The 24,799-nt window shown below is 42.3% G+C and carries 20 protein-coding genes; 10 read left to right on the top strand and 10 right to left on the bottom strand.

The window, feature by feature from the left end:
- Positions 1-18: 18 nt before the first annotated feature.
- The 4 genes from RIH33_RS16925 to RIH33_RS16910 are packed head-to-tail and all read left to right on the top strand — an operon-like array spanning position 19 to position 5,860.
- The gene (locus RIH33_RS16925; RefSeq protein ID WP_406655070.1) at positions 19-1,512 is read left to right on the top strand and encodes a lipopolysaccharide biosynthesis protein; all 1,494 of its coding nucleotides are present in this window, start codon (positions 19-21) and stop codon (positions 1,510-1,512) included.
- A 1-nt stretch (position 1,513) separates the two neighbouring features.
- Positions 1,514-3,946, top strand: a complete 2,433-nt coding sequence (locus RIH33_RS16920) for a YfhO family protein (protein ID WP_406655069.1) — start codon at positions 1,514-1,516, stop codon at positions 3,944-3,946.
- A 49-nt stretch (positions 3,947-3,995) separates the two neighbouring features.
- Complete coding sequence (locus RIH33_RS16915) at positions 3,996-4,742, top strand: class I SAM-dependent methyltransferase (RefSeq protein WP_406655068.1); 747 nt, start codon at positions 3,996-3,998, stop codon at positions 4,740-4,742.
- Complete coding sequence (locus RIH33_RS16910; RefSeq protein WP_406655067.1) at positions 4,739-5,860, top strand: acyltransferase family protein; 1,122 nt, start codon at positions 4,739-4,741, stop codon at positions 5,858-5,860. The genes RIH33_RS16915 and RIH33_RS16910 overlap by 4 nt, the downstream gene beginning before the upstream one ends.
- Before the next feature lie 109 nt (positions 5,861-5,969).
- Here the strand turns inward: RIH33_RS16910 and RIH33_RS16905 are convergent, their stop codons facing one another.
- The 9 genes from RIH33_RS16905 to RIH33_RS16865 form a co-directional block, all read right to left on the bottom strand.
- Entirely contained in the window at positions 5,970-6,968 is a 999-nt protein-coding gene (locus tag RIH33_RS16905) for a hypothetical protein (protein WP_406655066.1), read from the bottom strand.
- 485 nt (positions 6,969-7,453) lie between these two features.
- Positions 7,454-8,407, bottom strand: a complete 954-nt coding sequence (locus RIH33_RS16900; protein WP_406655065.1) for a dihydrodipicolinate synthase family protein — start codon at positions 8,405-8,407, stop codon at positions 7,454-7,456.
- Positions 8,408-8,460: 53 nt separating this feature from the next.
- A complete protein-coding gene (locus RIH33_RS16895) occupies positions 8,461-9,174 on the bottom strand; it encodes a cytidylyltransferase domain-containing protein (RefSeq protein WP_406655064.1) in 714 nt (237 codons plus the stop codon).
- A complete protein-coding gene (locus RIH33_RS16890) occupies positions 9,171-9,938 on the bottom strand; it encodes an FkbM family methyltransferase (protein ID WP_406655063.1) in 768 nt (255 codons plus the stop codon). Before RIH33_RS16890 ends, RIH33_RS16895 begins: the two co-directional genes overlap by 4 nt.
- 2 nt (positions 9,939-9,940) lie before the next feature.
- Complete coding sequence (locus RIH33_RS16885) at positions 9,941-12,196, bottom strand: N-acetylneuraminate synthase family protein (protein WP_406655062.1); 2,256 nt, start codon at positions 12,194-12,196, stop codon at positions 9,941-9,943.
- Positions 12,197-12,400: 204 nt separating this feature from the next.
- Positions 12,401-13,159 (bottom strand): phytanoyl-CoA dioxygenase family protein, encoded by a 759-nt coding sequence (locus RIH33_RS16880; protein WP_406655061.1) that lies wholly within the window; start codon positions 13,157-13,159, stop codon positions 12,401-12,403.
- 12 nt (positions 13,160-13,171) lie between these two features.
- The gene (locus RIH33_RS16875) at positions 13,172-13,996 is read right to left on the bottom strand and encodes a class I SAM-dependent methyltransferase (RefSeq protein ID WP_406655060.1); all 825 of its coding nucleotides are present in this window, start codon (positions 13,994-13,996) and stop codon (positions 13,172-13,174) included.
- An 83-nt stretch (positions 13,997-14,079) separates the two neighbouring features.
- Positions 14,080-15,174, bottom strand: a complete 1,095-nt coding sequence (locus tag RIH33_RS16870) for a DegT/DnrJ/EryC1/StrS family aminotransferase (RefSeq protein ID WP_406655059.1) — start codon at positions 15,172-15,174, stop codon at positions 14,080-14,082.
- Between the two features lie 2 nt (positions 15,175-15,176).
- Complete coding sequence (locus tag RIH33_RS16865; protein WP_406655058.1) at positions 15,177-16,487, bottom strand: hypothetical protein; 1,311 nt, start codon at positions 16,485-16,487, stop codon at positions 15,177-15,179.
- A gap of 122 nt (positions 16,488-16,609) precedes the next feature.
- Here RIH33_RS16865 and pfkA point away from each other — a divergent pair, with 122 nt between their 5' ends.
- On the top strand, positions 16,610-17,581 hold the full coding sequence (gene pfkA, locus RIH33_RS16860; protein ID WP_406655057.1) for a 6-phosphofructokinase: 972 nt from the start codon (positions 16,610-16,612) through the stop codon (positions 17,579-17,581).
- On the opposite strand, the gene miaA is transcribed toward pfkA, so the two are convergent.
- Positions 17,570-18,487, bottom strand: coding sequence for a tRNA (adenosine(37)-N6)-dimethylallyltransferase MiaA (gene miaA, locus RIH33_RS16855; protein WP_406655056.1), 918 nt, complete (start codon positions 18,485-18,487; stop codon positions 17,570-17,572). The two genes, pfkA and miaA, sit on opposite strands and share 12 nt — an antisense overlap.
- Positions 18,488-18,510: 23 nt before the next feature.
- Here miaA and RIH33_RS16850 point away from each other — a divergent pair, with 23 nt between their 5' ends.
- Genes RIH33_RS16850 through RIH33_RS16830 form a run of 5 tightly spaced genes read left to right on the top strand, consistent with a single transcriptional unit; the run spans position 18,511 to position 24,786 of the window.
- On the top strand, positions 18,511-21,804 hold the full coding sequence (locus tag RIH33_RS16850; protein WP_406655055.1) for a PAS domain S-box protein: 3,294 nt from the start codon (positions 18,511-18,513) through the stop codon (positions 21,802-21,804).
- Positions 21,804-22,181 (top strand): response regulator, encoded by a 378-nt coding sequence (locus RIH33_RS16845; RefSeq protein ID WP_159578805.1) that lies wholly within the window; start codon positions 21,804-21,806, stop codon positions 22,179-22,181. The genes RIH33_RS16850 and RIH33_RS16845 overlap by 1 nt, the downstream gene beginning before the upstream one ends.
- Positions 22,171-22,446, top strand: a complete 276-nt coding sequence (locus RIH33_RS16840; protein ID WP_406655054.1) for a hypothetical protein — start codon at positions 22,171-22,173, stop codon at positions 22,444-22,446. Before RIH33_RS16845 ends, RIH33_RS16840 begins: the two co-directional genes overlap by 11 nt.
- Positions 22,443-23,204, top strand: coding sequence for an MBL fold metallo-hydrolase (locus RIH33_RS16835; RefSeq protein WP_406655053.1), 762 nt, complete (start codon positions 22,443-22,445; stop codon positions 23,202-23,204). Before RIH33_RS16840 ends, RIH33_RS16835 begins: the two co-directional genes overlap by 4 nt.
- 37 nt (positions 23,205-23,241) lie before the next feature.
- Positions 23,242-24,786 carry an NFACT RNA binding domain-containing protein gene (locus RIH33_RS16830; RefSeq protein ID WP_406655052.1) on the top strand — a complete coding sequence of 515 codons (1,545 nt, stop codon included), beginning with the start codon at positions 23,242-23,244 and terminating at the stop codon, positions 24,784-24,786.
- Positions 24,787-24,799: the final 13 nt, after the last annotated feature.

Here is a 24,799-nt window from a genome sequence, read left to right as displayed (position 1 = left end):
TCACGGTTTTATTCAACTATGGGGATAGTCATCAGACAAAGTTTTTGGGGGTCGGTTTTTGCTTATATGGGTGTGGCAATAGGCTACCTGAACACCCTATATCTTCGCCCGAAATATCTTGATCCAGAGCAAATCGGACTACTCAATATCGTGGTAAACAACGCACTACTAATGGCTCCATTTGTGTGTCTGGGAATGCCTGCTACCCTTGTCAGGTACTACCCCCACGTAGAAAAAAATGAGGTAAAAAGAAAAGAATTTTTAAGCAACCAGATCTACCTGATCTTCTTTGCCAATATAGCTGCAGCATTACTTTTATTTCTTTTCATAGATGAGATCAAATCTATTTTTGAAACAAAGTCCGCAATGTACAATGAGTACATTTTTCTTAGCCTGATCATTCTGGCTAGTCAGTCATTTTTCATTCAATTCCAATCATATAGCCGGGTAGTACTGGACGTATTGGTACCTGCCATCTTGAAGGATATATACCTCCGTATAAGCTATGCTTTGATAATATGCCTGTATGCGATTGATTTAATAGATTTTGCTGGTTGCGTAAGAGGTCTGGTTGCACTTTATGTTTCTGCAACCGTGCTCGAAACCATCCATGTTCTGGTCAATCAGAAATTCAGAATGACCATGTTTTCGTGGATCAGTATGAAAAAATGGATAGGTGAAACCTGGAATTACTCCATATACAATCTCGCTGCCTCTGCCGGAAACTCCATTTACACCAATATTAGCTTTCTTCTGATTACCACCTTAATTGGGCTTGAATCAAATGGGATATTCACCACCTGCTTTTATATTGGAATTATCATAGAACTACCCAACAGAGCAGTGCTCATGATCACAGCACCGGTAGTATCCCGAGAGTTTAAAAACAAAAATTATACAGAAATAGAGAATCTATACCAGAGAAGCTCACTTACGTTGGGAAGCATTGGCTTTTTATTCCTCATTGGCATAGTATGTAACATAGAGGACCTATTCCTGGTGATCCCAAATGGCAAGGTATTCTCTCAGGGCCTGTACGTGGTAATGGCCATAAGTTTTGCCAAAGTATTTGATATGCTCTTTGGACTGAATGGAAACATACTGGCTTATTCCGAGCATTACCGGGTAAATGTTTACTTCCTCCTGCTGTCCGTTGCCGTTCTATGTATTCTGAACCTTACTTTGTTGCCAACGATTGGGATTAATGGTGCAGGGATTGCCTTTCTCGTATCCACAATTCTCTTTAATTTGCTTAAGCATTATTATATCGTCAGGCATTTGAAGATTTCCCTGTTTACAAAAAACCACATCTGGCTCCTTCTAATTGGCTTTGGCACAATGCTTCTCTTCTATTTTGTATCTATCTGGGAGAGTCCTGTATTGAACATCATGGGGAAATCTGCTTTAATTAGCGTGTTTTATGGAATGCTCATTTACAAATTCAATATTTCCAGGGACACTAACTCATTTGTTAAATCCATCCTTAAGAAATACTTAAATATCAAAATCTGATATGACAAATAACCTCAAAAGATCAATTCTTACCCACGGAACTATCATTCTGGGTTTTTTCATCGTAACAGTCATTGTTTACGCTCCATTTTTCTTCGAAAGCAAACAATTAGCTCAACATGACATTCTGCAAGGCCTGGGTAGTAACTATCAGCTAAAAGAATACAGAGCTGAAACAGGTGAAGAGGCCCTTTGGAATAACGCCATGTTTAGTGGTATGCCAGCCTATCTCACGAGTGTCCAGTTTCCTGGAGACGTCCTCATCTATATTTACCAGATTATCAAACTTGGCCTTCCCAACCCGGAGGGAATTACACTGGTTTGCTTTATTTGCTCCTATATTATGCTCCTGGCCTTTGGCGTGCGGCCCTGGGTTGCTTTCGCAGGGGCCATTGCCTTTGGACTCAATGGGTTCAATATCATCAGCCTCACTGCTGGTCACAATTCCAAAATTGCAGCTCTGGCATTTGCTCCTTTGGTACTTGCTGGAATTCACCTTGCCTTTACCAGGAAAAAATATCTGGGCATAGGACTTACCGCTTTGGGATTGGCCTTGCAGATTTATATGAACCACCCACAAATCACTTACTATTTACTCATTACAGTGTTAGTTTATGGTGCATTCCAGCTCTATTACTTCTGGAAAGACAACCAAACCAAATCTCTGCTCCTCACCATTGCCGGGCTGGTATTGGCTGCAACCATCGCCGTTGGTGCCAATTCAGGAAAACTTTGGACCGTATACGAATACAGTAAATACAGCATCAGAGGAAAGTCAGAGCTCAAAGATGACAGCAAAGAATCTTCTGGCCTGGATAAAGAGTATGCTTTTCGTTACAGTAATGGAATTCTGGAGCCTCTGTTCCTCTTTATCCCCAATATCTATGGCGGCTCATCTAGTCAAGAACTCAGCACAAACTCGGCAACTGCTGGTGCCTTAAGACAAGCTGGCTATAATGGGCAGCAGCTAAGAGACCAACTCAAGGCAATGCCCACCTATTGGGGTGATCAACCTTTGACAGCTCCATACTATGCCGGAGCGCTCTCATTTTTCCTTTTCATTCTGGGGATTTTTGTTTTGGATCGGAGAACCAAAGCATGGTTGATTGTGGTGGCACTCATCGGAATTGTACTTAGTTGGGGCAGCAACTTCACCTTGTTGAATGATCTCCTCTTTGATCACTTCCCGATGTACAACAAATTCAGGTCGGTTACCTTCGCAATTTGCATGACCCTTCTGTCCATTAATTTAATGGGCTTCATGGCGATGGAAAGGGTATTGACGGGAATATCAGATAAAAATCTAAGGAAAAAACTTCTTTGGTCAATTGGTATTTGTGGAGGCACAGCCCTCCTACTGGTGATAGCAGCAGGTGCGTTGAGTTATCGGGGCAGTATAGATGCTCGCTTGCCCGAATGGCTGATAGATGCCCTGAGAAGCGATAGGGAGTCCCTCTTGAGGTCTGATGCGCTGAAGGCACTCTTTTTCATCCTGGCATTTTCTGGACTTATCTGGGCCTATTGGAAAAAGTCACTCAAATCAGGAATGATCATTTCAGGGATGATATTACTACTCTTTGTGGACATCTTCAGCCTTTCAAAGCGCTTTCTCAACAAGGATTCTTTTGAGAGCAGACCAGTAAAAACATATTTTAAGCCAACCGAAGCTGATCTTTATATTGAGAGCCTGGCGGCTCCTGGTGAGCGCGTACTCAATCTTCAGAATCCATTCAATGAAGCCAAAACCTCATACCATCACGAATCAATAGGAGGATACCATGGTGCCAAAATCCGTAGGTATCAGGACCTGATCAGTGCGTGTATCCAGGTAGAAATCTCTGAAACAATTAATGTTCTTCAATCCGGAAGTTCCCGATTACCCAACACTCCGGTACTCAACATGCTCAATGCTCGTTTTTTTCTGGCCGGATCTTCAAAAAATGCAGTCATTCGCAATCCGGGTTCACTTGGAAATGGCTGGGTAGTAGCGAACTTAATGGAGGTAGCCTCTGCAGATGAGGAATTAACGGCTGTATGTAGTGCCAATCCGGCTCAAACGGCCGTCATAGATGAATCGAAATTTTCACTACCGGAGATGACTCCCGGTGCTACCGGAACAGTGCAGTTGCTCAGCCGAACACCGAATGAAATCAAATATACAGCCCGGACTTCAGGAAAAAGCCTCGCTGTATTCAGTGAAATATATTATCCTAAGGGGTGGAAGGCTTACATTGATGGCAGTGAAGTTGAAATTCTGAGGGTTAATTATGTCTTAAGAGCTCTTTCACTTGAAAAAGGTGATCACGAAATCCGATTTGTTTTTGAACCCAGGAGTTACTACGCAGGTAACACTTTAACCATTTTAGGTGAATTATTGGTTTTTATTCTCTTTATAGGTGGCATCTGGATGGAGCGTCGTAAATCGACTACCTGATTGGGTGTAACAAATTGTACCAAACTAATTACCTCAGTTAATCAATAACATGATCAAAAAAATCGCAAAATCCATTGATGGAATCAGCAGCTTTCTGCTTTCAAATGTCACCAACTCGAGAAAGACCTTCTATGAATTGGATCGGATTAGTTACAAAGAAAGCGCTCAGCTAATACATGATCAGGGTGCCGGCGCGGTTCTACTGGATCGTAAAGATCAATTCTGGATACACGCCCTTAATAACATCCCAGCGGAGGGTTCCTTGTTAGAGTTTGGTGTCTTTCAGGGAAATTCAATCAACTTTTTCAGTGAAGTACTACAAGGAAAAAATGATCAAAGGAAGATTTATGGTTTTGACTCATTTGAGGGATTATCTGAGGACTGGTCTGGTACCTCTATGGTAAAATCCACATTTGACATGAAGGGGAATTTACCGAAAGTCCACGCCAACGTGGTGCTCATCAAGGGTTGGATTGACAAAACCCTACCGCCCTTCATTGAAAATAACCTGAAGGAGGCTAATAAAATTGCCTTCATGCATATTGACATGGACACCTACAGCCCTACAAAGCTTATTTTCGAAGAAACTGTACCACATCTTCAGCCAGGCTGCATTATTGTCTTTGATGAGTTACTTGGTTATCCGGGATGGAGGGACAATGAATATAAAGCCCTCATGGAGTGTATAGCTCCCAAATGGACGTTTGAATTTATTTCATTCTGTGAACCAAGATCCAAGAACAGAAATACGAGCAAATACATAAGAGCGGCAATTAAGATTAAAGGCAAAAAATGAGTCGAACTGATCTTGGAAAGGACATTGTACAAGTGAAAAGAATTGATGTTTTAGATGGATTAAGAGGTTTAGCAGTTCTTATCGTATTCTTTTCGCATACTTCAGGGAGAGAGCAATCCATTGCCGAATATGTAAATTTTCTTGGTATAGGGCACATTGGAGTATACCTTTTCTTTACCATGTCGGCATTTTTATTAGGTATTGGAATATTATCCAAGCCTTTTACTCTTAATGCAATGAAATCCTTCTTCATAAAAAGAGCACTTAGAGTTGTCCCCGTATATTATATCGTTGTGACTGGAGTATTTCTTGTTCAAGTAATTTCCACCTCTTATTCACCAAAATATCTTTATGTATCTAATGGATTGAATGGGTATCTGGAGCATCTCTATTTCTATAGAGGGGATGGAGTTTTTTGGTCAATAGTTTCGGAAATTCAGTTTTACCTAATTGTTCCGATTATCGGGTGGGTTCTATTAAAACCAAAGGGCTTAATATTATTATCCTTTTTGGCACTCCTAAACTTTACGCTATACATAATGTTTTACGCCAACCTGAATGATTATTTACTCTACTTTTCTCCGAACACGTTACAAAGAGGAACATTCATCGATGTGTTCTTGCTGGGATTTTTTGCCGCTTACCTAGTTCAGTTCAAAAAAGAATATTTAGAAAGAAAACAGTTCACTATTCATATACTCGCGACAGTGCTATTTTTAACTGGAGGTGTCATAACACTCATTTTAGTTTCAAAAAACTTCTTAGGTTTTAACCAACCTTTATATGGATTTCGCTACTTGTCAATCTTATTTGGTTTATCATTTAGCTTGATAACTGTTTCTCTATATATGAACAATCCATGGATGAATAGTTTTTTTAAACTACCATTTTTAAGATTTATCGGGCAAATTGGTTTCTCATTTTACCTATTACATATGGCTGTTTTTGAACAGGTAAATAGAACCGATCTGCATCACACTTTGAAGTTTTTTGTATCATTCATTCTGATCTCTTTAATCAGCTATATTTCATACATATTAATAGAAAAGCCATCAATTAAATTATCATACAGGTTATTACAAAAATTGAAGCCAGCACCTACAACGTCATCATTATAGTGAGAATTAATCATACAGGTCATTCATTTCACGACAATAACCTAATCAGCACAAACCGTCCTTTGGTGATACACCTTGCCGGTGCTTGCAAATAATAATGATATGAGGATTATTTTTCGGATAAAATTCGATGGATGAAGAGTTGCGTCGTGCGCTCTTTAATGATTTCCATATCCATTAAAAAATGAGTAGATGCATCCACCTCTCCCGTGTCGGCCAGTATCTTATCCATGGCGGATTGCAAGCTATTAGAATCATTAGCGAAAAAAAATTGTTCGACTTTGATCAATTCCTCATAGAGATCATAGCCGTTAGCATGAACGATGATGCTCTTAACACCAAAACCCAACGCCTCAATACAGACAGAAGACCAGTTGGTTAAATGGATATCAATGTGCTCAATGATTTGATAAAGTGGCAATGCTGAAGATTCCTTAATTTCAATATTATTCACCTTCAAATTTCCCAGCATCTCCCTAACTTTTGCATTCCCAATTTTCTGGGCCGGATGAAGCCTAAAAAGCCACAGAACAGAATGCTGAGTTTCCTCAATCACCTTTAACACAAAATCAGGGATAGGATTTTCCATGTCCTGTTGCAGAGAAAAAAGGACAATGGTGGAGTAAGCATCCAATAGTTTTTCGTAAGTCAGGGAAGGCTTGATGTCTCTGGTCTTTTTCCAATTAATAAGCCAGTGATTTCCAAGAGCAATCGGCTGATGATAATCCAAGCTATTCCTACCCTTTTCTATGTTAATTTTAGAATTCTCTCCCCAATTCCAAAAGAAATCCGGAAGCATTCTATAACCACCCTCCGGAATTTGACTCCAATGTGTGTACATCAGGTGATAAATTCCTTGTTTGCCATGCTGTATATCTACAGTTGGTATTCCCAATGATTTTGCCGCATTCATATAAGCGAAGTTGACATTGTGATAATAACACACCAATGCAACGGCTCTGGGTTGCGACCTTTTCAGGATACTTCTGGCACTTTTATGAGCCGCCAGAATAAAGCTGATCGATTTGATCAAGAGAGACTTAAAAATCAGACCACTTCTCCTCTCAATTTCTTCAACTATTCCAATTGAGTCCAGGTATTTCTTCACCCCACGCTGATGTCTGATATATTTCACCGGATTGGCAAATAACCTGAGATCCATAAAATTCATTGGAAAGAAACCATCAGCTTCCGGTGGTTTCTTCCCATTGGAAATTTTAGTAACGGACCAATCAATATAGTCAGTCAGGAACTCATACACAGGATCCGCAACCCGATCATATGGCTTTTCTTCCTTATGATCCGAATGCCCTGAGGTACTGGTGAAAATTAACAGGTCCGTTTTTGGCACCGACCTGTACGTCTTGAATGATTGGAGAATAGCATGTAAATCAAACTTAACAGAATGTTTCTTTTGGCCTTTTGAAGCAAGGCGCCTTTGATTCACTAAAAAAGCATCTCTCAGACTGCAGCGAATCAAAGGCCAAATTTCAATCCCTTCATACACCCAATCATTCACAGTAGAATTGCATTCAATATCAACAACGATCTCATACAATTCTTTCTCGCCAATACTCATTTCTGAAAATTCACTTACTGAGAAACTACCTCATCTATTGGCAGGGATTCAATCAATCTTTTCACGTCCATGGCTTGTTCGGGATTCAATTCCATCAAAGGCATCCTTTCATATCTATGAATCACTCCAAGGGCCTCCATAGCAGCCTTAATGGTCAAATGCCAACCATATTTTTTCACTCCCTGCTCAAAAAAAGGAACTTCAACCTCATTGATAATCCTCATGTAAGCATTCTTATTTCCCGCCTGGTAGTATTCCCAGAATTTGGATGCCAATCGAGGATCAAATACCCCTATACCATTAAGCCATGACTGACACCCCACCTCAGCAAACTGAAGCCACTGCCTCTTACCTCCTCCGGATATAACAATGGCCGCTCTGTCCTTTATTTTCTCTATGACTTGCCTCGAAAAAGCATCATCCTTAGCATCTTCTTTGACTGCAATAACATTAGGAATATCTACCACTCGGTCCAGCAAGGATATTGGCCAGTTTACAATGGGTCCGCCGTATCCACTTAAAAACGGCATTTCATGAATCAGAATGCCAATTTCCACGGCATCAGCAATCATTTTGTAATGTCTGTATATCTGCTCCTCAGAGTAAAACTTCTCTCTATTGATAATTGAGATTAAATCCGCACCAATCTCCTGGGCATGACGGGCAAACTCTATCGAAACCCGCGTGGAGCAGTGAAGAGGGTCAGCTACGATCATAATGTTGTTAGGGTCTATGGCTTTGACCTTTTGAGTGACAAAGCTATTGAGGAGTCTTATTTCCTCCCATGACAACTCACTGAATCGGCTGTTATAACCCATGACGTAGAAAATCCTACCGCCCCCATCGTAAATTCTCTGTAGAGAGTGTTCCAATGAGAGAAAATCTATTTCCTCGTTTTCAAGAAAGGGGGTCATCACCGAGTAAACGGGTCCCTGGATTCTCTCTTTCAAATCCATTAATTTATTCATTCCCATATTGTTATTTCAGGTTAATATCAAATATTCAAACAATGCTCATCTCACTAATTCTCCAGCGAAATATGCTTCTTTTGGAGAAGGTACTCCGCCCACTCAAAATCCAATTCAAAGTCTATATCTACCGAGTGCAATTTATCAATATAATATCCTTTGACCTGCCCCTGAAAAAAATTCTCCCGTTCACGGAATTTATCAAGCCAAGCGATGTAAAACCCTCCATTCACCCTGTAAATCGTTTCAAAATCCTGTGATCGAGTTTGCCCGGTTACCAATGGAGAGGGGTTGAGAACGGCCTCCGGATTAATTACCTTCTGATCATTCATTGAAAGTGTAAGCTGTACCGGATCCGACATATCCGTAATGCTCACCACGGAGTAATCTTCTTTTGTCAGCAAGCCAAAACCTTCCCTTATATGCCTGGCTGTACGAAAAGGACAGGTCGGTAAAAACAACCCTATCGTATCATATGTACTTTTAACCTCATCACGTTCAGCTATATCTTTGATGAGATCAATGACTTTTCGCTTATCAGTGGCTAATTCAGGAATTCTTTTTTGTGGTGTTACACCCTTCACCTTATCGGCTACTGACAGTATTTCATCATCATCAGAAGATAGTATGACTGTGTCAAACATGTTTGAATCAACCACTGCTTCAAGCGTATACTGAACCAACGGTTTCCCATTGAGCAATTTAAGATTCTTTTTGAGAAGTCGTTTTGAGCCACCACGGGCTGGAACTATCGCCAGATTTTTCATATTGATCGCGTGTAAACACTCGTTTTTTCTACAGTCTCTACCAATTCAAAACCGAGTTCTGTTAAATAGACATGATACTTTTCGGTATCTAACTCTTGCATAATATTTGGATGAAACTCAATAATTAAAAGTCTCAAATTTTTCAAAAACTCAAGATTCTCTTCAATCAGGGTATATTCCGCTCCTTCAATATCCATTAAGAGGGCGGTAAATTTCAAGCCATATTTCGATTGCAGTTCCTGAAATCCCAATCCTTTCACCTGTACCTCCCTGGACAAAATAAGTTTGGGGTTATGTACCTTCTTCTGCATAGATCCAGATATAGCAATATTATAAGTATAGAACGTTTCAAACTTCCGATTAGAAACAATGGCATTTTCCACGGAGAAATGGCAGTCATTATTTACCCTATTCTTTTCAATCTCCTTAATCAGGTCAGGGTTCGCCTCTACAACCACATGGTTCTCGGGTTTTTCAAGAATTTTATTAGAAATACATGAAACAACCCCAATACAGGCCCCAAGCTCAATAATCGAATCGGTGGGTATCAAGTATTTTTTGGTCAAAACGATTTCAGGACTTTCGTAGGTCTTGAAAAGAAACCGAGAATAATACCCACTTGGAAACAGATTTCTGGACAAGTTGAACTCACACCCTCCCGCTCTAAATACCCGAACAAAGGACAGGAAAAACCAACCGGCCGGACGGTTGTAGTTTGTGAATTGGGTGAGCCCCTGCTTGAGCACTTTTACTAATCTACCCATCGTTATTGATTGATTAAAAGCTCCAGTCGTTCTAAGGCTACCCAAAAGCCTTCCCCTCTGTTCTCGTGTCCTTGCCATATTTCGGGTATGAAAGAAGCCCCGGGATTCAACCTGTTGATCACTTCTGCAACAGCATGGTAATCCACCTCTCCTTCACCAATCTGTAATCCTTCACCCCCGGTATTTTCAGAATCAGCAAAATGCATGTGAGCAGTGTATGGAACAACATCTTCCAGAAATTTGTGGAACGACCATTTGTAGTGGGTACATGCTAATTTGGAGTGGGAAGTATCCAGACAAATGCGCATATCATTCCGAACACAGAAATCTTTGATTTCTGCGGCTGACACGAACAGGTTATGATACTGTTGACCACCAAAATGCCAGGGAAACGGTGGCATTGTTTGAGGGATCAATTCTACACCCTCTGTATTGAGCGCCTTCAGACTAGACTCCAGTATAACCATACGTTGCTCTCTTTCCTTCTCGGTCAGAAAACCATGGCTTGTAAAACCGCCAACGTTGGTAACTATCAAGGGCTTAACGGATTTTCTAAAATATGGCGTGAGCTGTCTGGTGACTTCAATGACTCGCTGCAATTCCTTGATTGATCTTTGCCTGTAGGCCTCATCAGTGGTACAAAGATCGAGGGTGTGATCACCTTCAAATAATTCGGGGCTGTGCACTACAAAATCCAACTCTAAAGGTTCAGTAAAGAATTGTTGAATATCCACTTCCAAATCCTTATAACTCAAATGGAATTCGACCAGATCTGCGTTGGTCCCATCTATTATCTCCTTGAAATCATGATACCGCACCGGAATTCCCCACGGACGATTGAAATTATAGGATCTCTTGGAAACTTCTTCATCTTCGATATCACTTGGATAGAAAAAGTCATATTGATTGAAATCATGTTTGGCTCGCTTACCGATCAAAGCATTGAGACCATTGGGCTGAAGACCTCTTCCGGGGCTTTTCACTTCGACCATATGAGCCTCTATTAATTCTCCCTTTTTCAAGGGTTGGTTAATAACCAAACTTTTGGAGAGGTTCACCCTGTTAATCATCTCTCCCTGAGAAATTTTCCTGATTTCTTTCTTGCCAAGACTCTCTTCCACCTCTCTAATTCCTCTAACCATTTCACCAAACTCATTAGGGAGTAAACTAGCCTTATGATCACTACCCTCCATTGTTTTATCAAGGGTGATGTGCCGTTCAATCACCCGGGCACCAAGGGCAACTGCTGCAATGGAGACATGAATTCCTCTCTCATGCCCGGAATATCCGACCGGACAATTGACAATCTCTTTAAGGTGATGAATATAATTGAGGTTAATGTCTCCAAAAGGTGCAGGATAGGTAGAATTACAGTGCAACATCACATGGGGAGCACCCAGACTTTGAAGCAATTTCTCTGTTTCGATAATTTCACTTTCGATACTCATTCCCGTGGAACAAATAACCGGTTTGCCAGTGGCAGCCAATTGCCGGAGAAGATCGTGATTCGTCAGGTCCGCAGAAGCAACCTTGTAAGCTGGCATGCCGTATTCTTCCAAAACCTTTAGACTTTCTGCATCCCATGGTGTACACAAAGGTAGAATTCCCTTCTGCTTACAGTAATCAAACACTTCAAAGAGCTGTTCATTGGATAACTGAAATTTAGAAAGTAAATCCAGGGTATATTGAGAACCTAGATTTTCCTTGATGTCATCCGCCTTACCTGCATTAGCATAAAGTGAATTGAGGTTCCGCATTTGAAACTTAGCGCAACCAGCCCCCGCCAGAATAGCCGAGTCTACCAGCTGTTTTGCAAGAGCCAGATCGCCATTGTGGTTATTTCCTATTTCCGCGATAATAAAACTTGGATGTCCATCCCCTACGTGATGATTCCCAATTTCAATACCCTCAGCCGGATGATCCCTTCTCACCACTCCTAGAAGTTGCTGATTTTGATTGATCAGGGGCAAAAAATTCACCTCTTTGAGTAACTCCTGATACTTGGAAGGGCTGTCTGATTCCCGTACGTACTTAAACTTCGAATTGGCTATAAGGGAAATAGGCAGAGACAGATCGGGTAGGTCGTTCTCTACCAACCATCTCAAAATATCTCCATTAGTAGCCACCCCCAAAACAATATCTCGCTCAGAAACCACAATAAGAATCCTACCCTTCTGTTCATTAATTTTCTTCAGGGAATTGTGAATAGTTTCCTCCTGATAAATTATATACTTATAAATATTTCTATCTATGATCATATTTACTCTTAGTCAATTAAGGCAAAAGATTGAGATTCTTTCATGAGGTGCCGAAATTAAATATTTCAGATTAGATCTTCCGGTAATTGCGCCTTTTTACTCCCTATTTGGGAAATCAAGCTGGACAAATGCATATTGTCCGCTCAAAAACCCTCCATCTCCTGTCAGAGTTTCTCTAGTAAAAGGACCTCATGAAAACATCAACTAACGAAGCAGAGACCTAAGCTTATTTTTGAGTAGTTGAAAAGTTCCGACTTTATCACCTATTCTGTCTTGTTGCTCCGTCCTACTGTGTCCTCTCATTACATACCTCTCACCCTTAGATACATGGCCCGCTTTGTGAAACACCTCAGTAGAAAAAATAATAAGTGTGCCTGCCTTCCCTTCAATGGGTATAACTTCTTCTTCTTTGACAGGTAACTGTCTTGTTAATGATCGGTTTCCATAGCTAAGCTTGTCGCGATGCTTCGCCCTCAATTTATGCGTAACCTTGTGCGAACCAGGCACACAACTAAATGCTCCATTCTCTTTCGTGGTATCATTGAGATATATGAAATATTTAAGCGTTGGTTTGACGTCAAAATGTAAATCATTGGCCACATGTTGACTTCCCACAACATCCTTCACTACAAATATTTCGTGATTGAGGTAAGCATCCTTACTCCAATACCTGTCCGTCACTTCGCGCATGAAAGCCGAACCAAACACCTCATTGGTTTTTTTAAATCGGTCGGTATCCATTTCCAGGCGTTTGACCCGGGTTGCCGTACCCTCAGAATAGGGAGTGTTTTTCTTATACGGGGTATCCTCTGTCTCAGCAAAGTCTCGAAACTCTTCAAAGAGCTTTTCAACATCATTCTGCCCCAAATAATCGGGTAATACGACTAACCCAAATTCATCAAGCTTGTCAACAATTTGATCAACACTTGTAGTATTTAAAGTAAAATGTTCCTGGATAATCATAATTCATTTCATTTACTCCCATCCGGTGGGTGTGGGCAATTGAAGCCCTGCTAAAGGCTTTTGAGCGTAGATTGTCATATTCTTTGGTCTGCCTGCATTCTGTCTCAGCAGTGCTCTTTTGAAGTACCAAAGTGATAAATCAGGATTTATGAAAGTCCTGTAATCGAACCCGGCATGAAAAGCAGCAGTGCGATACTCGCAGGCACGGAAGAAAACATCCGATCTATCCCCATTTTTCACTTGGGTTAAACCTTTGAAATCATCTACCTTATTCTGACGGTTAATGTAGAAAGAATTCATTGTATCATCCACCATGTAAGGTTCCTGAGCAATCAACCATCCTCCCGGTTTCAGGGCTTTTTGAATCTCAGTAAACGTCTTAAATAAATTACTGGAATGGTGTATTGCTCCCATAACTACCACAAAGTCATAATAGTCCTCAACCTGAATGTTATTGAAGCTTCCATGTATGAGCGTAGATTTATCCGTTTTCACGCCTACTACATCGAAAACCTTTGGTATCAATTGATTAATGGCTGCAGGATTAATTTCCATTGTGTGGACCTCAGCTAATTGGGAATAGTATTTAGACAGGATATAAGCGGAGCACCAACCATCCCCTGCTCCCAACTCTAGAACATTTCCTTTTAAAGTTTTTCCAATTTTGCGAAGCGCTTTCTCAAGTGCTTTCGCTCTCATTTGGCGCTTAGAATTCTTAAGAATTTTCGATTTGGTCAGTTCTTGAGTGGCCAGGTGGCTGTGGTAAATCTCATGTACTTCTATTTCTTTCCCTTTAAGCAAAGTGTCTTCGCCAGGGTGCCAGTCCAATATTTTCATTTACAATGTTTAAAGGTTCACTTTTTTATACCATAGAGTGCCTTCCCTAACACCTATGAACAAACCATTCTTAAATTGATTAATCAGCCAATTGTATTGATTTGATCACAAATATATTTAACCTCTCGCTCACTTAGCTCAGGATACATGGGAAGTGATATGATTTCTTCACTCAATTTGGAAGCGATGGGGAATTGATTGCGGTTATGTCCTTTATATGAGTATGAGTTGATTAAGGGTATCGGTACCGGGTAGTGTATGCCATACCCGATTCCAAGATCATCAAAAAGCTCAATCAAATCCTTGCGATACTTTGTTCTTATGACATAAAGGTGAAAGGCGTGGTACACTCCGTCCATATTGACAGGACGTGCTATGTCTTCTCTAAGGTATTCGTTGTACCAACTTGCAACCAGATTTCTCTTCAACACCCATTGCTCCAGGTAGTGCAATTTTATTAGTAGGACTGAAGCCTGCAATGTGTCCAGCCGACTCGTCCTGCCAATCAATTGATGATCATGCTTTCCCAGCAGTCCATGGTTGGCAATCCTTCTCATCTTCCCGGCAAGATGTAAATCACTGGTAACAATAGCTCCCGCATCTCCATATGCCCCCAGATTCTTACTTGGGTAAAAGCTAAATGTAGCAGCCTCACCAAAAGTACCGACAGCCCTTCCATTTAACTGAGCCCCGTGCGCCTGAGCGCAATCCTCAATAATCTTTAAATCATACTTTTTGGCAATGACAGTAATATCAGCCATTCGGGCAGGCAGTCCATAGAGGTGCACCGGAATAATTGCTTTGGTTTGATCTGTGATGACACTCTCAAGAAGACCTGGATCAATGGTATACTCCCGCTCAATAACATCAACAAAGACCGGCTCTGCACCAACATTATTCACTGCCTCTGCGGTTGAAACCCAACTATTGGCGGGCACCAATACTTCATCCCCTCTGCCAATCCCCAATGCCTTAAGTGCTATTTCAAGCGCATCTGTACCATTCGCGCAAGAAATACAATCAGTTGCTCCTGAGAACTTTGAAAACGCATTCTCAAAATCCAAAACCGGAACACCCCCTATAAAAAAACCATCAGAAAGAACTCTTTGGATTTCAGCATCAATTTCATGCTTAATCTGTTGATACTGCCTTCTGAGATCTAAAAATGGAATTTTCATATTCAAGCACCCGATTGTTTTTCTAACAGCAGAGCCAATTTCATGGCCTGACTATTCCGAGAATACATACCTATCAGACTTTTGTAGTCTTCCAGATTAATTTCAAAGCTCCTATTATAAATTGCAGTTATAAATTCCTTCATTGCTTTGAATTGGGTATGTGCCATAAAAACCCCAATTTGTCTGCTCGAAAATAAATCTCCAAGATCGCTGGGCACCTCTCCCAAACCCAAGATTGGTCTTCCAGCCACGAGATATTCAAAAAACTTTGCAGGAATGAGGAATTTGGAGTTTTCTGACTTGTTCTGCAAAAGAAGAAGCATATCACATTTCCCATATTCCTTGAAAAGGTTTCCATGGGGCAAATACCCCATAAATTTTATTTTTTGCGCAAATTTACGGCTTTTCAACCCATCACTTACGCTCTCACTAATAATCCCGCCAATCCTAATTTCCAGGCGATTCAAAAAGACCGGATCCTCTACACACAACTCTTCTAATGCTTGCCAAAAGGTATCAGGGTTCCGCACATCATTCAACATTCCAAAGTAGCCAATAACCAATTTACCCTCCTCAGAAATACGTTGGTTCAGATACTCATAAGTTTCACTTATTCCATTGGTGATTACTTCAGCAGCAATATTGTGATTCTGAGACATCAGTTTCGCAGTCCCGGTTGAAGTCACAAGGATCGTATCTGCAGACCTGAAAACCTTATTTTCCAATCGCTCGTGCCCATACTTTGCCAACTTGCCAGTCTTAAGTTTATCCAGCAAGTCCCAATCAGACCAAGGATCTCTGAAATCCGCTAACCATTTAATCCGGGGCAATTTTTTCTTGATACCCAGGCCTATAAGATGCATAGAATGAGGTGGCCCTGTGGTAACAATCGTTTCAATCTCTCTTTCAGCAATCTCCCGTTTTAAAAATTTTATCGAAGGTCTGACCCAGAAAACCCTGGGATCCGGAATAAATAGGTTGCCACGTATCCAGATAATGACTTGATCCTTCCATGATTTACCTGATTTCTCAAGTGCTGACCCTTGTTGGATACTATTCCGGTTTTTATTACCTGTAAGGCGGTGCAAAAAATCAAAAGGTTCCCATATCTTTCTTTTAATCACAGAAATTCCTTTACTCTGCGCGAGTAGACTCTCATCATGAATATCAAATTGTGGGTTTTCTGGAGTATAAATGATGGGTTCCCACCCCATTTCTTTTAGATTCTTAGCAAAATGCAACCATCGTTGTACTCCCACACCCCCGCTCGGTGGCCAATAATACGTGATAATCAAAATACGTCTATTCTTCATCTAGTGGCATTTTGCATTAATAGAGACAAATTCCATTTTATACCTTTCTTATTTTAATTAATATTGGGCCCCGAAAGCAAATAAACAATATAGCCCCCTAATTTTTTAAATTGATTTAGAATATGAAAAGTATTGGTGTTTTTACATCAGGAGGTGACGCGCCAGGCATGAATGCCTGTATCCGATCTGTGGTGAGAACAGGGCTATATCTTGGTCTGGATGTCTATGGTATCAAATATGGATACAATGGCATGATAGACGGTGACATTTACAAAATGAAGTCATACTCGGTGAGCAACATTGTTCAGCGAGGGGGTACCATCCTGAAGTCTGCTAGGTCCAAAGACTTTATGACCAAGGAAGGTCGTGCTAAGGCCTATGAGCAACTGAAAAAAAGAGGAATCGAGGGCCTGGTGGCCATCGGCGGTGACGGCACATTCACAGGAGCCAATATCTTTTATGAAGAATATGGAATTCCCATCGTGGGTGCACCCGGCACCATAGATAATGATCTCTATGGCTCCGATTATACCATCGGCTTTGATACAGCTGTGAATACCGCACTGGATGCCATTGATAAAATACGCGATACGGCAAACTCGCATGATCGGGTGTTTTTTATAGAAGTAATGGGCCGACATAGTGGTTATATCGCCATCCAAAGTGGAATCGGTGGTGGAGCGGAGCTGGTCATGGTGCCAGAAACCTCTACCACGATAGGAGACGTGATTCAAACCCTGAAGGAAGGACGGGACAACCAAAAAACATCCTCCATAGTAGTGGTGGCAGAGGGTGGTGAGCAGGGAGACGCCATAGAAGTAGCTGCAAAGGTGGCAAAAGAACTTCCAGATCTCGACATCAGAGTTTCTACCCTTGGCCACATCCAAAGAGGTGGGTCCCCTACATCATATGATCGTATCCTTTCATCCAGACTGGGCATGGCAGCCGTAGAAGGTCTGGTAAATGGCGAAAAGAACGTGATGGTAGGTGTGGTCAACGACAAAATAGCCTACACAAGCTTTAAATTGGCCATCTCCAAAGCCAAGCCCATCAACCCGGAGTTGATGAGACTGGTAGACATTCTAAGCATTTAAGCAATCTGCTATCAGCCGAATGATTCGTTCGGATTCGTTCGGCTGATACCATTTTATTTCTTCATCTTTCCTGAACCAGGTAAGCTGGCGTTTCGCATACCTCCGGCTGTTACGTTTCAGTAGCCTGACTGCCTCCTCCCGATCATATTTCCCTTCCAGGTAACTGAAAATTTCCGTATAGCCTACGGTCTGCAGCGCATTATGGTCTTTGTAAGGTAATAGCTCCTCAGCTTCCTCAAAAAGTCCGGCATCTATCATTAGGTCCATCCGCCTGTTGATTCGATCAAAAAGGACATCCCGCTCCAAATTCAATCCGATTTTCAGATTCTCGAAATTCCTGCTGTTCGGAGCCTTGCCTTTCCGGAAAGAAGTAAAACTTTCGCCTGATGAGCGAATGACCTCCAGTGCCCTGATGACACGCTGATAATTTTGCCGATCCACCAGGCTGAAATACTCAGGGTCTTTCTCCTTCAGCTCCTCCAGCATTGGCGCGAGTCCTTCCTCCTCAAACCACCTGTTCAGGGCTGCTCTCAGGACCAGGTCCACTTCAGGCATCTCATCAAACCCTTCCCAAATGGCTTTGAAAAACAAGCCCGATCCTCCCACCAGCACCACCACGTCATGATGCTCAAACAGCTCATCCAAAAGTGCAAGTGCTTCTTTTTCGTACATCCCCACACTGTAGTGGTCTTTGATAGAATGTGAATCGATAAAATGATGCTTCACCTGGTCCAATTCCGCTTGATCTGGCTTGGCAGTGCCAATATTCATTTCTCGATAAAACTGCCTGGAATCCGCCGAAACAATTTCTGTATTGAAATATCTGGCAATCTCAATGGCCAGAGCAGTCTTACCCACGGCCGTGGGGCCCACCACAGATACCAGTATGTTTTTTTTCAAGCTCATTTCAATCCCGAAAGTAGCATTAATTGGCTAATTTTATAGAAATGGATCTGGCCGAACAAGACATCAAATCACTTAAGGAAGAGGTAAAATTGCTTCAGGAAAGACTTGAAAAAGCCCATGAGGACTATTATGGTCTGGTAGAAAAAACCAATTTCCACCTCAAGGAACTCTTTGATTCATCCAATGATCTCATACAGATATTCAAGCCCAATGGTGAGTTTCGGTTTGTCAACGAAGCCTGGAGAAACAAACTTGGTTACAGAGAGGACGAAATTTTCGATCTGAAATTTGTAGAAGTGGTCCACCCAGACCACCGCAAGCAAACGCTTCACAACCTCCTCAAAATCACGGCCGGTAGTCGCCTGGAGAGGTTTGAAACTGTACTGAAGACCAAGTATGGAAAGAATATTTATGTGATTGGCAAGCTCACCTGCGTTTTTGAGGATGACGAACCGGCGGAGTTCAGGTGCGTCTTTTTTGATATTACTGAGCGCTTCCGTGCTGAGCGAGCCCAGAGCCTTTACTACAAAATTGCCAACATTACCATCTCTCAAAACAGCCCGGAGGACTTCTATGGCAAAATATTCCAGGAGCTCAATGACATACTGAAAGTAAGAAACTTTAGTGTGGCGCTGAAGCAGGGAAAAACCTATCAATATGCCTATTGGGTAAATGGTTATGAAGAGAAAACGGGCGTCAAATTCAAAAAAGATGTAGAAAAACTACTGGCCGACTACACTTTTGAGCGGGGCAAACCAATGATCATCTACAGCGATGGCATTGAAAAAATAGCCAAACAGAAAAAGGTCAAACTCCAGGACAAGCTGCCCAATATATGGCTGGGAGTACTGATACAGTTGGACAGCAGGCCGATAGGTGTACTCTCTGTTTTTTCGTATCAGGATCAATCTGCCTACAACCACAAAGACCTGGAGCTACTGGACTTCATCTCGGGCCAGATCACCCTCTCTATGGAGCGAAAGCTCAATACGGAAAAAATTCAAAACCAGGGTGCCCGTATCAACGCCATTTTTGAAAGCAGTACCCACCAGATCTGGTCCCTGGATTCCGAACTTAGGTTCACGTCTTTTAATAAAAACTACGCCGAAGCTTTTGAAGCTTACTATGGCCATGAGCCCAAAATAGGGATGAGTCTTAAAAGCCAGGACTCAAGCACGATGCCCCACAAAACCAACGATTTTTGGAAAACAAAATACGAACATGTTTTTAAGGGAAACACCCTCAATTTTCAGATAAGTCAAAAAACACTGGATGGTCAAAAAGTATGGCGTGATGTGTTCCTCAATCCCATTTTCCTGCCCGATGGGAGTATCCATGAGATTTCGGCCATAGCCAACGATATCACTGAGAAAAAACTATCAGAAACTGCTCTGATGGAGAGCGAAGAAAAGTTCAGAAACATATTCGAATCCTTCCAGGACATCTATTTCCGATGCAATATGGATGGGATTATTTCCCTTGTGAGTCCCTCGGTGAAGCGCGTGCTTGGTTTTGAGCAGGAAGAGGTGGTCGGTAAAAAAATCACCGACTATTTCATCTCCAGATCCAAACTCTCGGACCTTTTCAAAGAACTGTACAAAGACAAACAAGTGCAAAACTACGAGGGTGTGGTAGTGACCAAAAATGGCAATGAAATTCAATTTTTGAGTAACGTAAGATTAATCAAGCGAAGAAAAAATAAATATGAGATCGAGGGTGTGGCACGGGATTTCACCCGGCTGAAAGAGACCAACCGACAACTGAGAGAAGCCAAAGAACTGGCTGAGCGCTCGCTGCAGATCAAAGAAAGGTTTCTGGCCAATATGAGTCACGAAATAAGAACCCCGATGAACGGCATTATAGGGATGATAGACCTCATCGGGTCCACCCAACTGGACGATGAGCAGTCCGAATACATTCGTACCATCAAAAAATCTTCGGACAGCCTGCTGCATATCCTCAATGACATCCTGGACCTCTCCAAGATAGAAGCCGGAAAAATGAAGCTCAGACTTCAGCCTGTGCGCCTGATAGACACCTTTGAGAAAGTCTACGAACTTTATTCGCAGCAGGCACACCTGAGCAACAATACCCTGTATTACCACCTGGATGATCAGCTGCCGGAGTACATCATGGCTGACGAAACGCGTCTCACTCAGGTACTTTCCAATCTGACTTCCAATGCCATAAAGTTTTCTCCAAAAAAGGGAAACATCAACCTGAGCATTCGTGTGCTAAACCAGCAGGATAACTGTTACAGATTCAAAGTTTTCATCAAAGATTCCGGAATCGGCATCTACCAGACTGATATAGAAAAACTGTTTCAGAATTTCAGCCAGATAGACAGCTCCAGCAGTAAGAATTACTCGGGCACCGGCCTGGGGCTTGCCATCTCCAAAGAGCTCGTCAAATCGATGGGCGGCGAAATTGGTGTGGCCTCCACACCGGGTTTGGGAAGCACATTTTGGTTTACTTTTGAAGCGTACTCTATCGGTGCTCATGAAGTAACTGAAAAGACCGAAGAGAATGTTTTTGTCAAACAGTTTACTGATTCCAGCCCCCAAATTCTTTTGGTAGACGACAATCAGATCAACAGAAATGTGGCCAAGAGCATACTTCTAAAATCCGGATGTGAAGTAGTGGAAGTGAGCAGCGGGCAGGAAGCGATCAAAGAAGTAAAGAAGAGGAAATTTGATTTGATCTTTATGGACATTCAGATGCCTGACATGGATGGAGTACAGGCCACTGCCAAAATAAAAAAGCTCAAACTACAGCACAGACCGCCTATTGTTGCTATGACCGCTTACTCCATGGAAGAGGATCGGGTGAAATTTCTAAAGAAAGGATTGGACGATTACATCGCCAAACCAATAAAAGCCAACAGTTTAATTGAAAAAGTCAAAACTTGGTTGCATTTTGAGCCTAAATCGGTAAGTTCTGAAGTTTTTAATGAAAGCACCGAAGAGCTGGTGATCAATCAGAACACACTCAACCACCTCTATAAGTATGGAGGCCGAGAACTGATAGAAAGTGTGCTGAGCGACTTTGACCAGGAAGCCACAGAACAAGTGGCCAGTGTTACAGATTTTGCCAGCCAGAAGGAATACGAATCCATGCGCAGAGAGCTTCACACGCTCAAGGGAAATGCCGGCACTTTGGGCATTGAACGGCTGGCAGCCGTAGCCAGAGAGTTGGAGAAAAAACTAAAAAATAAGGACTATAAATACATGAATAAGCAGCTTGGTGAATTGAAAAAGTGTCTTACCGAATTTAAAGAGAGTTACGCAAATTTTTTAACCACCCGAACCCTACCCTAATGATTAAGAAAATATTGGTTGCAGAGGATAGTTCTGTGATACAGAATCTTACCAAAAAGATTCTCTCCCTGCAGAATTATGAGATTAGTGCAGTAAAGGATGGCCGAAAGGTAATTGACAAACTAGAGTCCGAAACCTTTGACCTTATCCTCATGGACATACACATGCCCGTAATGGACGGTATGGAGTGTGCCCGGGAAATCCGTAAAATGAAAAACAAAAATGCTGATGTCCCCATTATAGCCATCACGGGCAATGCCAATAATTATAGTCTGGATGACTTTAAGGAAGCCGGAATCAATGGTTATCTTCCAAAACCATTAAATTACGACACCCTGGTGGAAACAGTAAAAGGCTACATGGTAGATGGAAATTAAATACACAAAACATTTCTTAAACAGGCTGGAGGATATCTTCTCCGAGACAGACTACATGCTCAGATATGAGAAGGGAAATTTTCAATCCGGCTATTGCATCCTGAAAGACACGCGGATTGCCATAGTCAATAAGTACTATTCTCTGGATGGAAAAATCAATAGCCTTCTCGAGATTCTCAAGCAAATTGACATCAACACGAAAGACCTGAGTGAGAAAAACCGAAAACTCTTTCAGGAAATCAATCAAACACAACTTTCATTTTGATCATTACTTTTTTAGGTACCGGCACCTCCCAGGGTGTGCCCGTCATAGCCTGTGATTGCGAAGTTTGCACCTCTATTGACTTTCGTGACAAACGCACACGTACATCCGTTCATATCGAAATAGACGGACTAAGTATGGTGATAGATACCGGCCCTGACTTCAGAACGCAAATATTAAGAGAACGCATCAAGAGACTGGATGCCGTCCTTTACACGCATGCGCACAAGGATCACACAGCCGGTATGGATGACATTCGCAGCTTTAATTTCAGGCAGCAAATGGACATGCCTGTGTTTGCTTCTGCTGAAGTGATCACCCAGCTCCAAAAAGAATTTTCATATGTCTTTGCCGAGCAGAAATATCCTGGGGTACCACAGGTGAAAATTCATGAAATTCACAATGAGCCCTTCAGCATACGTGGCGTAGCTGTCACCCCCATCCAGGTGATGCACTACCAGCTCCCGGTCTTTGGGTTCAGGATTGGTGACTTCACCTATATCACCGACGCTAACGCCATTCCCGAGGCTGAAAAAGAAAAGATCAAAGGTTCCAAAATACTTGTGCTCAATGCCCTCCAAAAAAAGGCACACATCAGCCACTTCACACTGGCAGAGGCCATCGCCATGGCGGAAGAACTAGGCGCAGAGCAAACGTACTTTACGCACATGAGTCACTCCATGGGCAAACACCGCGATGTGGAGCCGGAGCTTCCGGAGGGTATCGACTTTGCTTTCGACGGCCTTAAGGTCACCCTGTGATACCATATCATCATCAGGATCATGCATCTTTGCCCTCATGTTTCACAGTTACTTTTTTCTCAAGAGACTTGCCCGTGACCTGCATAACCTGTTAGCTGGTCACGAGCTGTTGGAATGCTTCTCCCAAAGCAAAGACGAGCTCATTCTTGGGTTGGCTGCTGAAAGTGGCGAGGTATATATCCGAGCTAATTTAAACCCTCAAATCTGCCTTCTGCAGATTTCAAGCGATTTCAAAAGAGCCAAAAAAAACAGCATAGATCTCTTTGCAAGACTCCGGGGCAAAAAGGTTTCTTCAGTGAGGGTTTATCCCTTCGAAAGGTCCTTTGCCATCGATTTTGAGAATGGGTACTACCTCATTTTCAAAATGCACGCCAGTCGCTCCAATGTCCTTTTGGCTCAAAATCATGAAACCCTAAAACTCTTCCGAAACAATCTTCCCGGAGACAAGGAACTAATCCCTGCGGAGTTAAAAAAGGATCTTACCTTGAATTTTGAAAGGTTCGCAGACCTTGATGGAAATCCCAAAGCTTACATTCCGGTACTCGGAAAAGAGGTGAACCAATTCCTTGCTGACCTTGGATATGAGCGCAAAGACATCCCGGAAAAATGGGAACTCATGACCCAGACGCTGAATCAGCTGGAAAGCAACCCCATCTGGATCTACCAAAAAAATGGAATGCCCGTCCTTTCCCTATTGGAACAGAATCTCCCCATACTACTGAAAACAAGTGATGCCATCGCCGCCTGTACCAGATACTATGAGGAGTATACCCGCTCATATTATCTCCAGTCTGAAAAACATGCCGCACTGCGCCCTCTGGAAGACACCATTAAGAAAACCAGGAGCTATCTGACAAAAACCCGTGAAAAACTGGAAGCCATCAGGGAGAGACGTGGCTACGAAGAAATTGCTAATATTTTGATGGCCAACCTTCATCAGATTCCCAAGGGGAGCACTTCGGTCACACTCCACGACTTTTATGCTGACACTGAGATTACCATCAAGCTCAACCCGGAATGGACACCTCAGAAAAATGCTGAAAACCTCTACCGCAAATCCAAAAATCAGCAGCTGGAAATCAATAAACTTGAGGAGAACCTACATATCCGGCAGACACATCTGAACACACTGGAGGTGAAAGCGGCGGAGCTTGAAGAGGCTGAAAACATCAAAGCCATCCGTAGCCTGCAACCCACCCAAAAGAAGAAAGAAAAACAAGAAGAGGTACTACCCTATCACCAATACACCTTCGAGGGATACCAGATCATGGTGGGCAAGCACGCCAAAGCCAATGATGAGCTCACCCTGAAGGTGGCCAACAAGGATGACCTTTGGCTTCATGCCAAAGATGTGGCCGGATCCCATGTAGTGATCAGACATCAGGCTGGCAAGAACATCCCCAAAACGGTACTGGAGCATGCAGCTCAACTGGCCGCATGGTTTTCTAAACGCAAAACTGACTCCCTCTGCCCGGTCATTTATACACCGAAAAAGTACGTACGAAAGCGGAAAGGAACCCCTGCGGGCGCCGTGATGGTGGAAAAAGAGCAGATAGTGATGGTGGAGCCTAAAAACTTCTGAAATAAATCAGGTA

This window comes from Marinoscillum sp. (assembly GCF_040222955.1).
Classification (GTDB): Bacteria; Bacteroidota; Bacteroidia; order Cytophagales; family Cyclobacteriaceae; genus Marinoscillum.
Note: the sequence above shows the minus strand (reverse complement) of the source record. Positions and strands in the feature narration are given on the sequence as shown.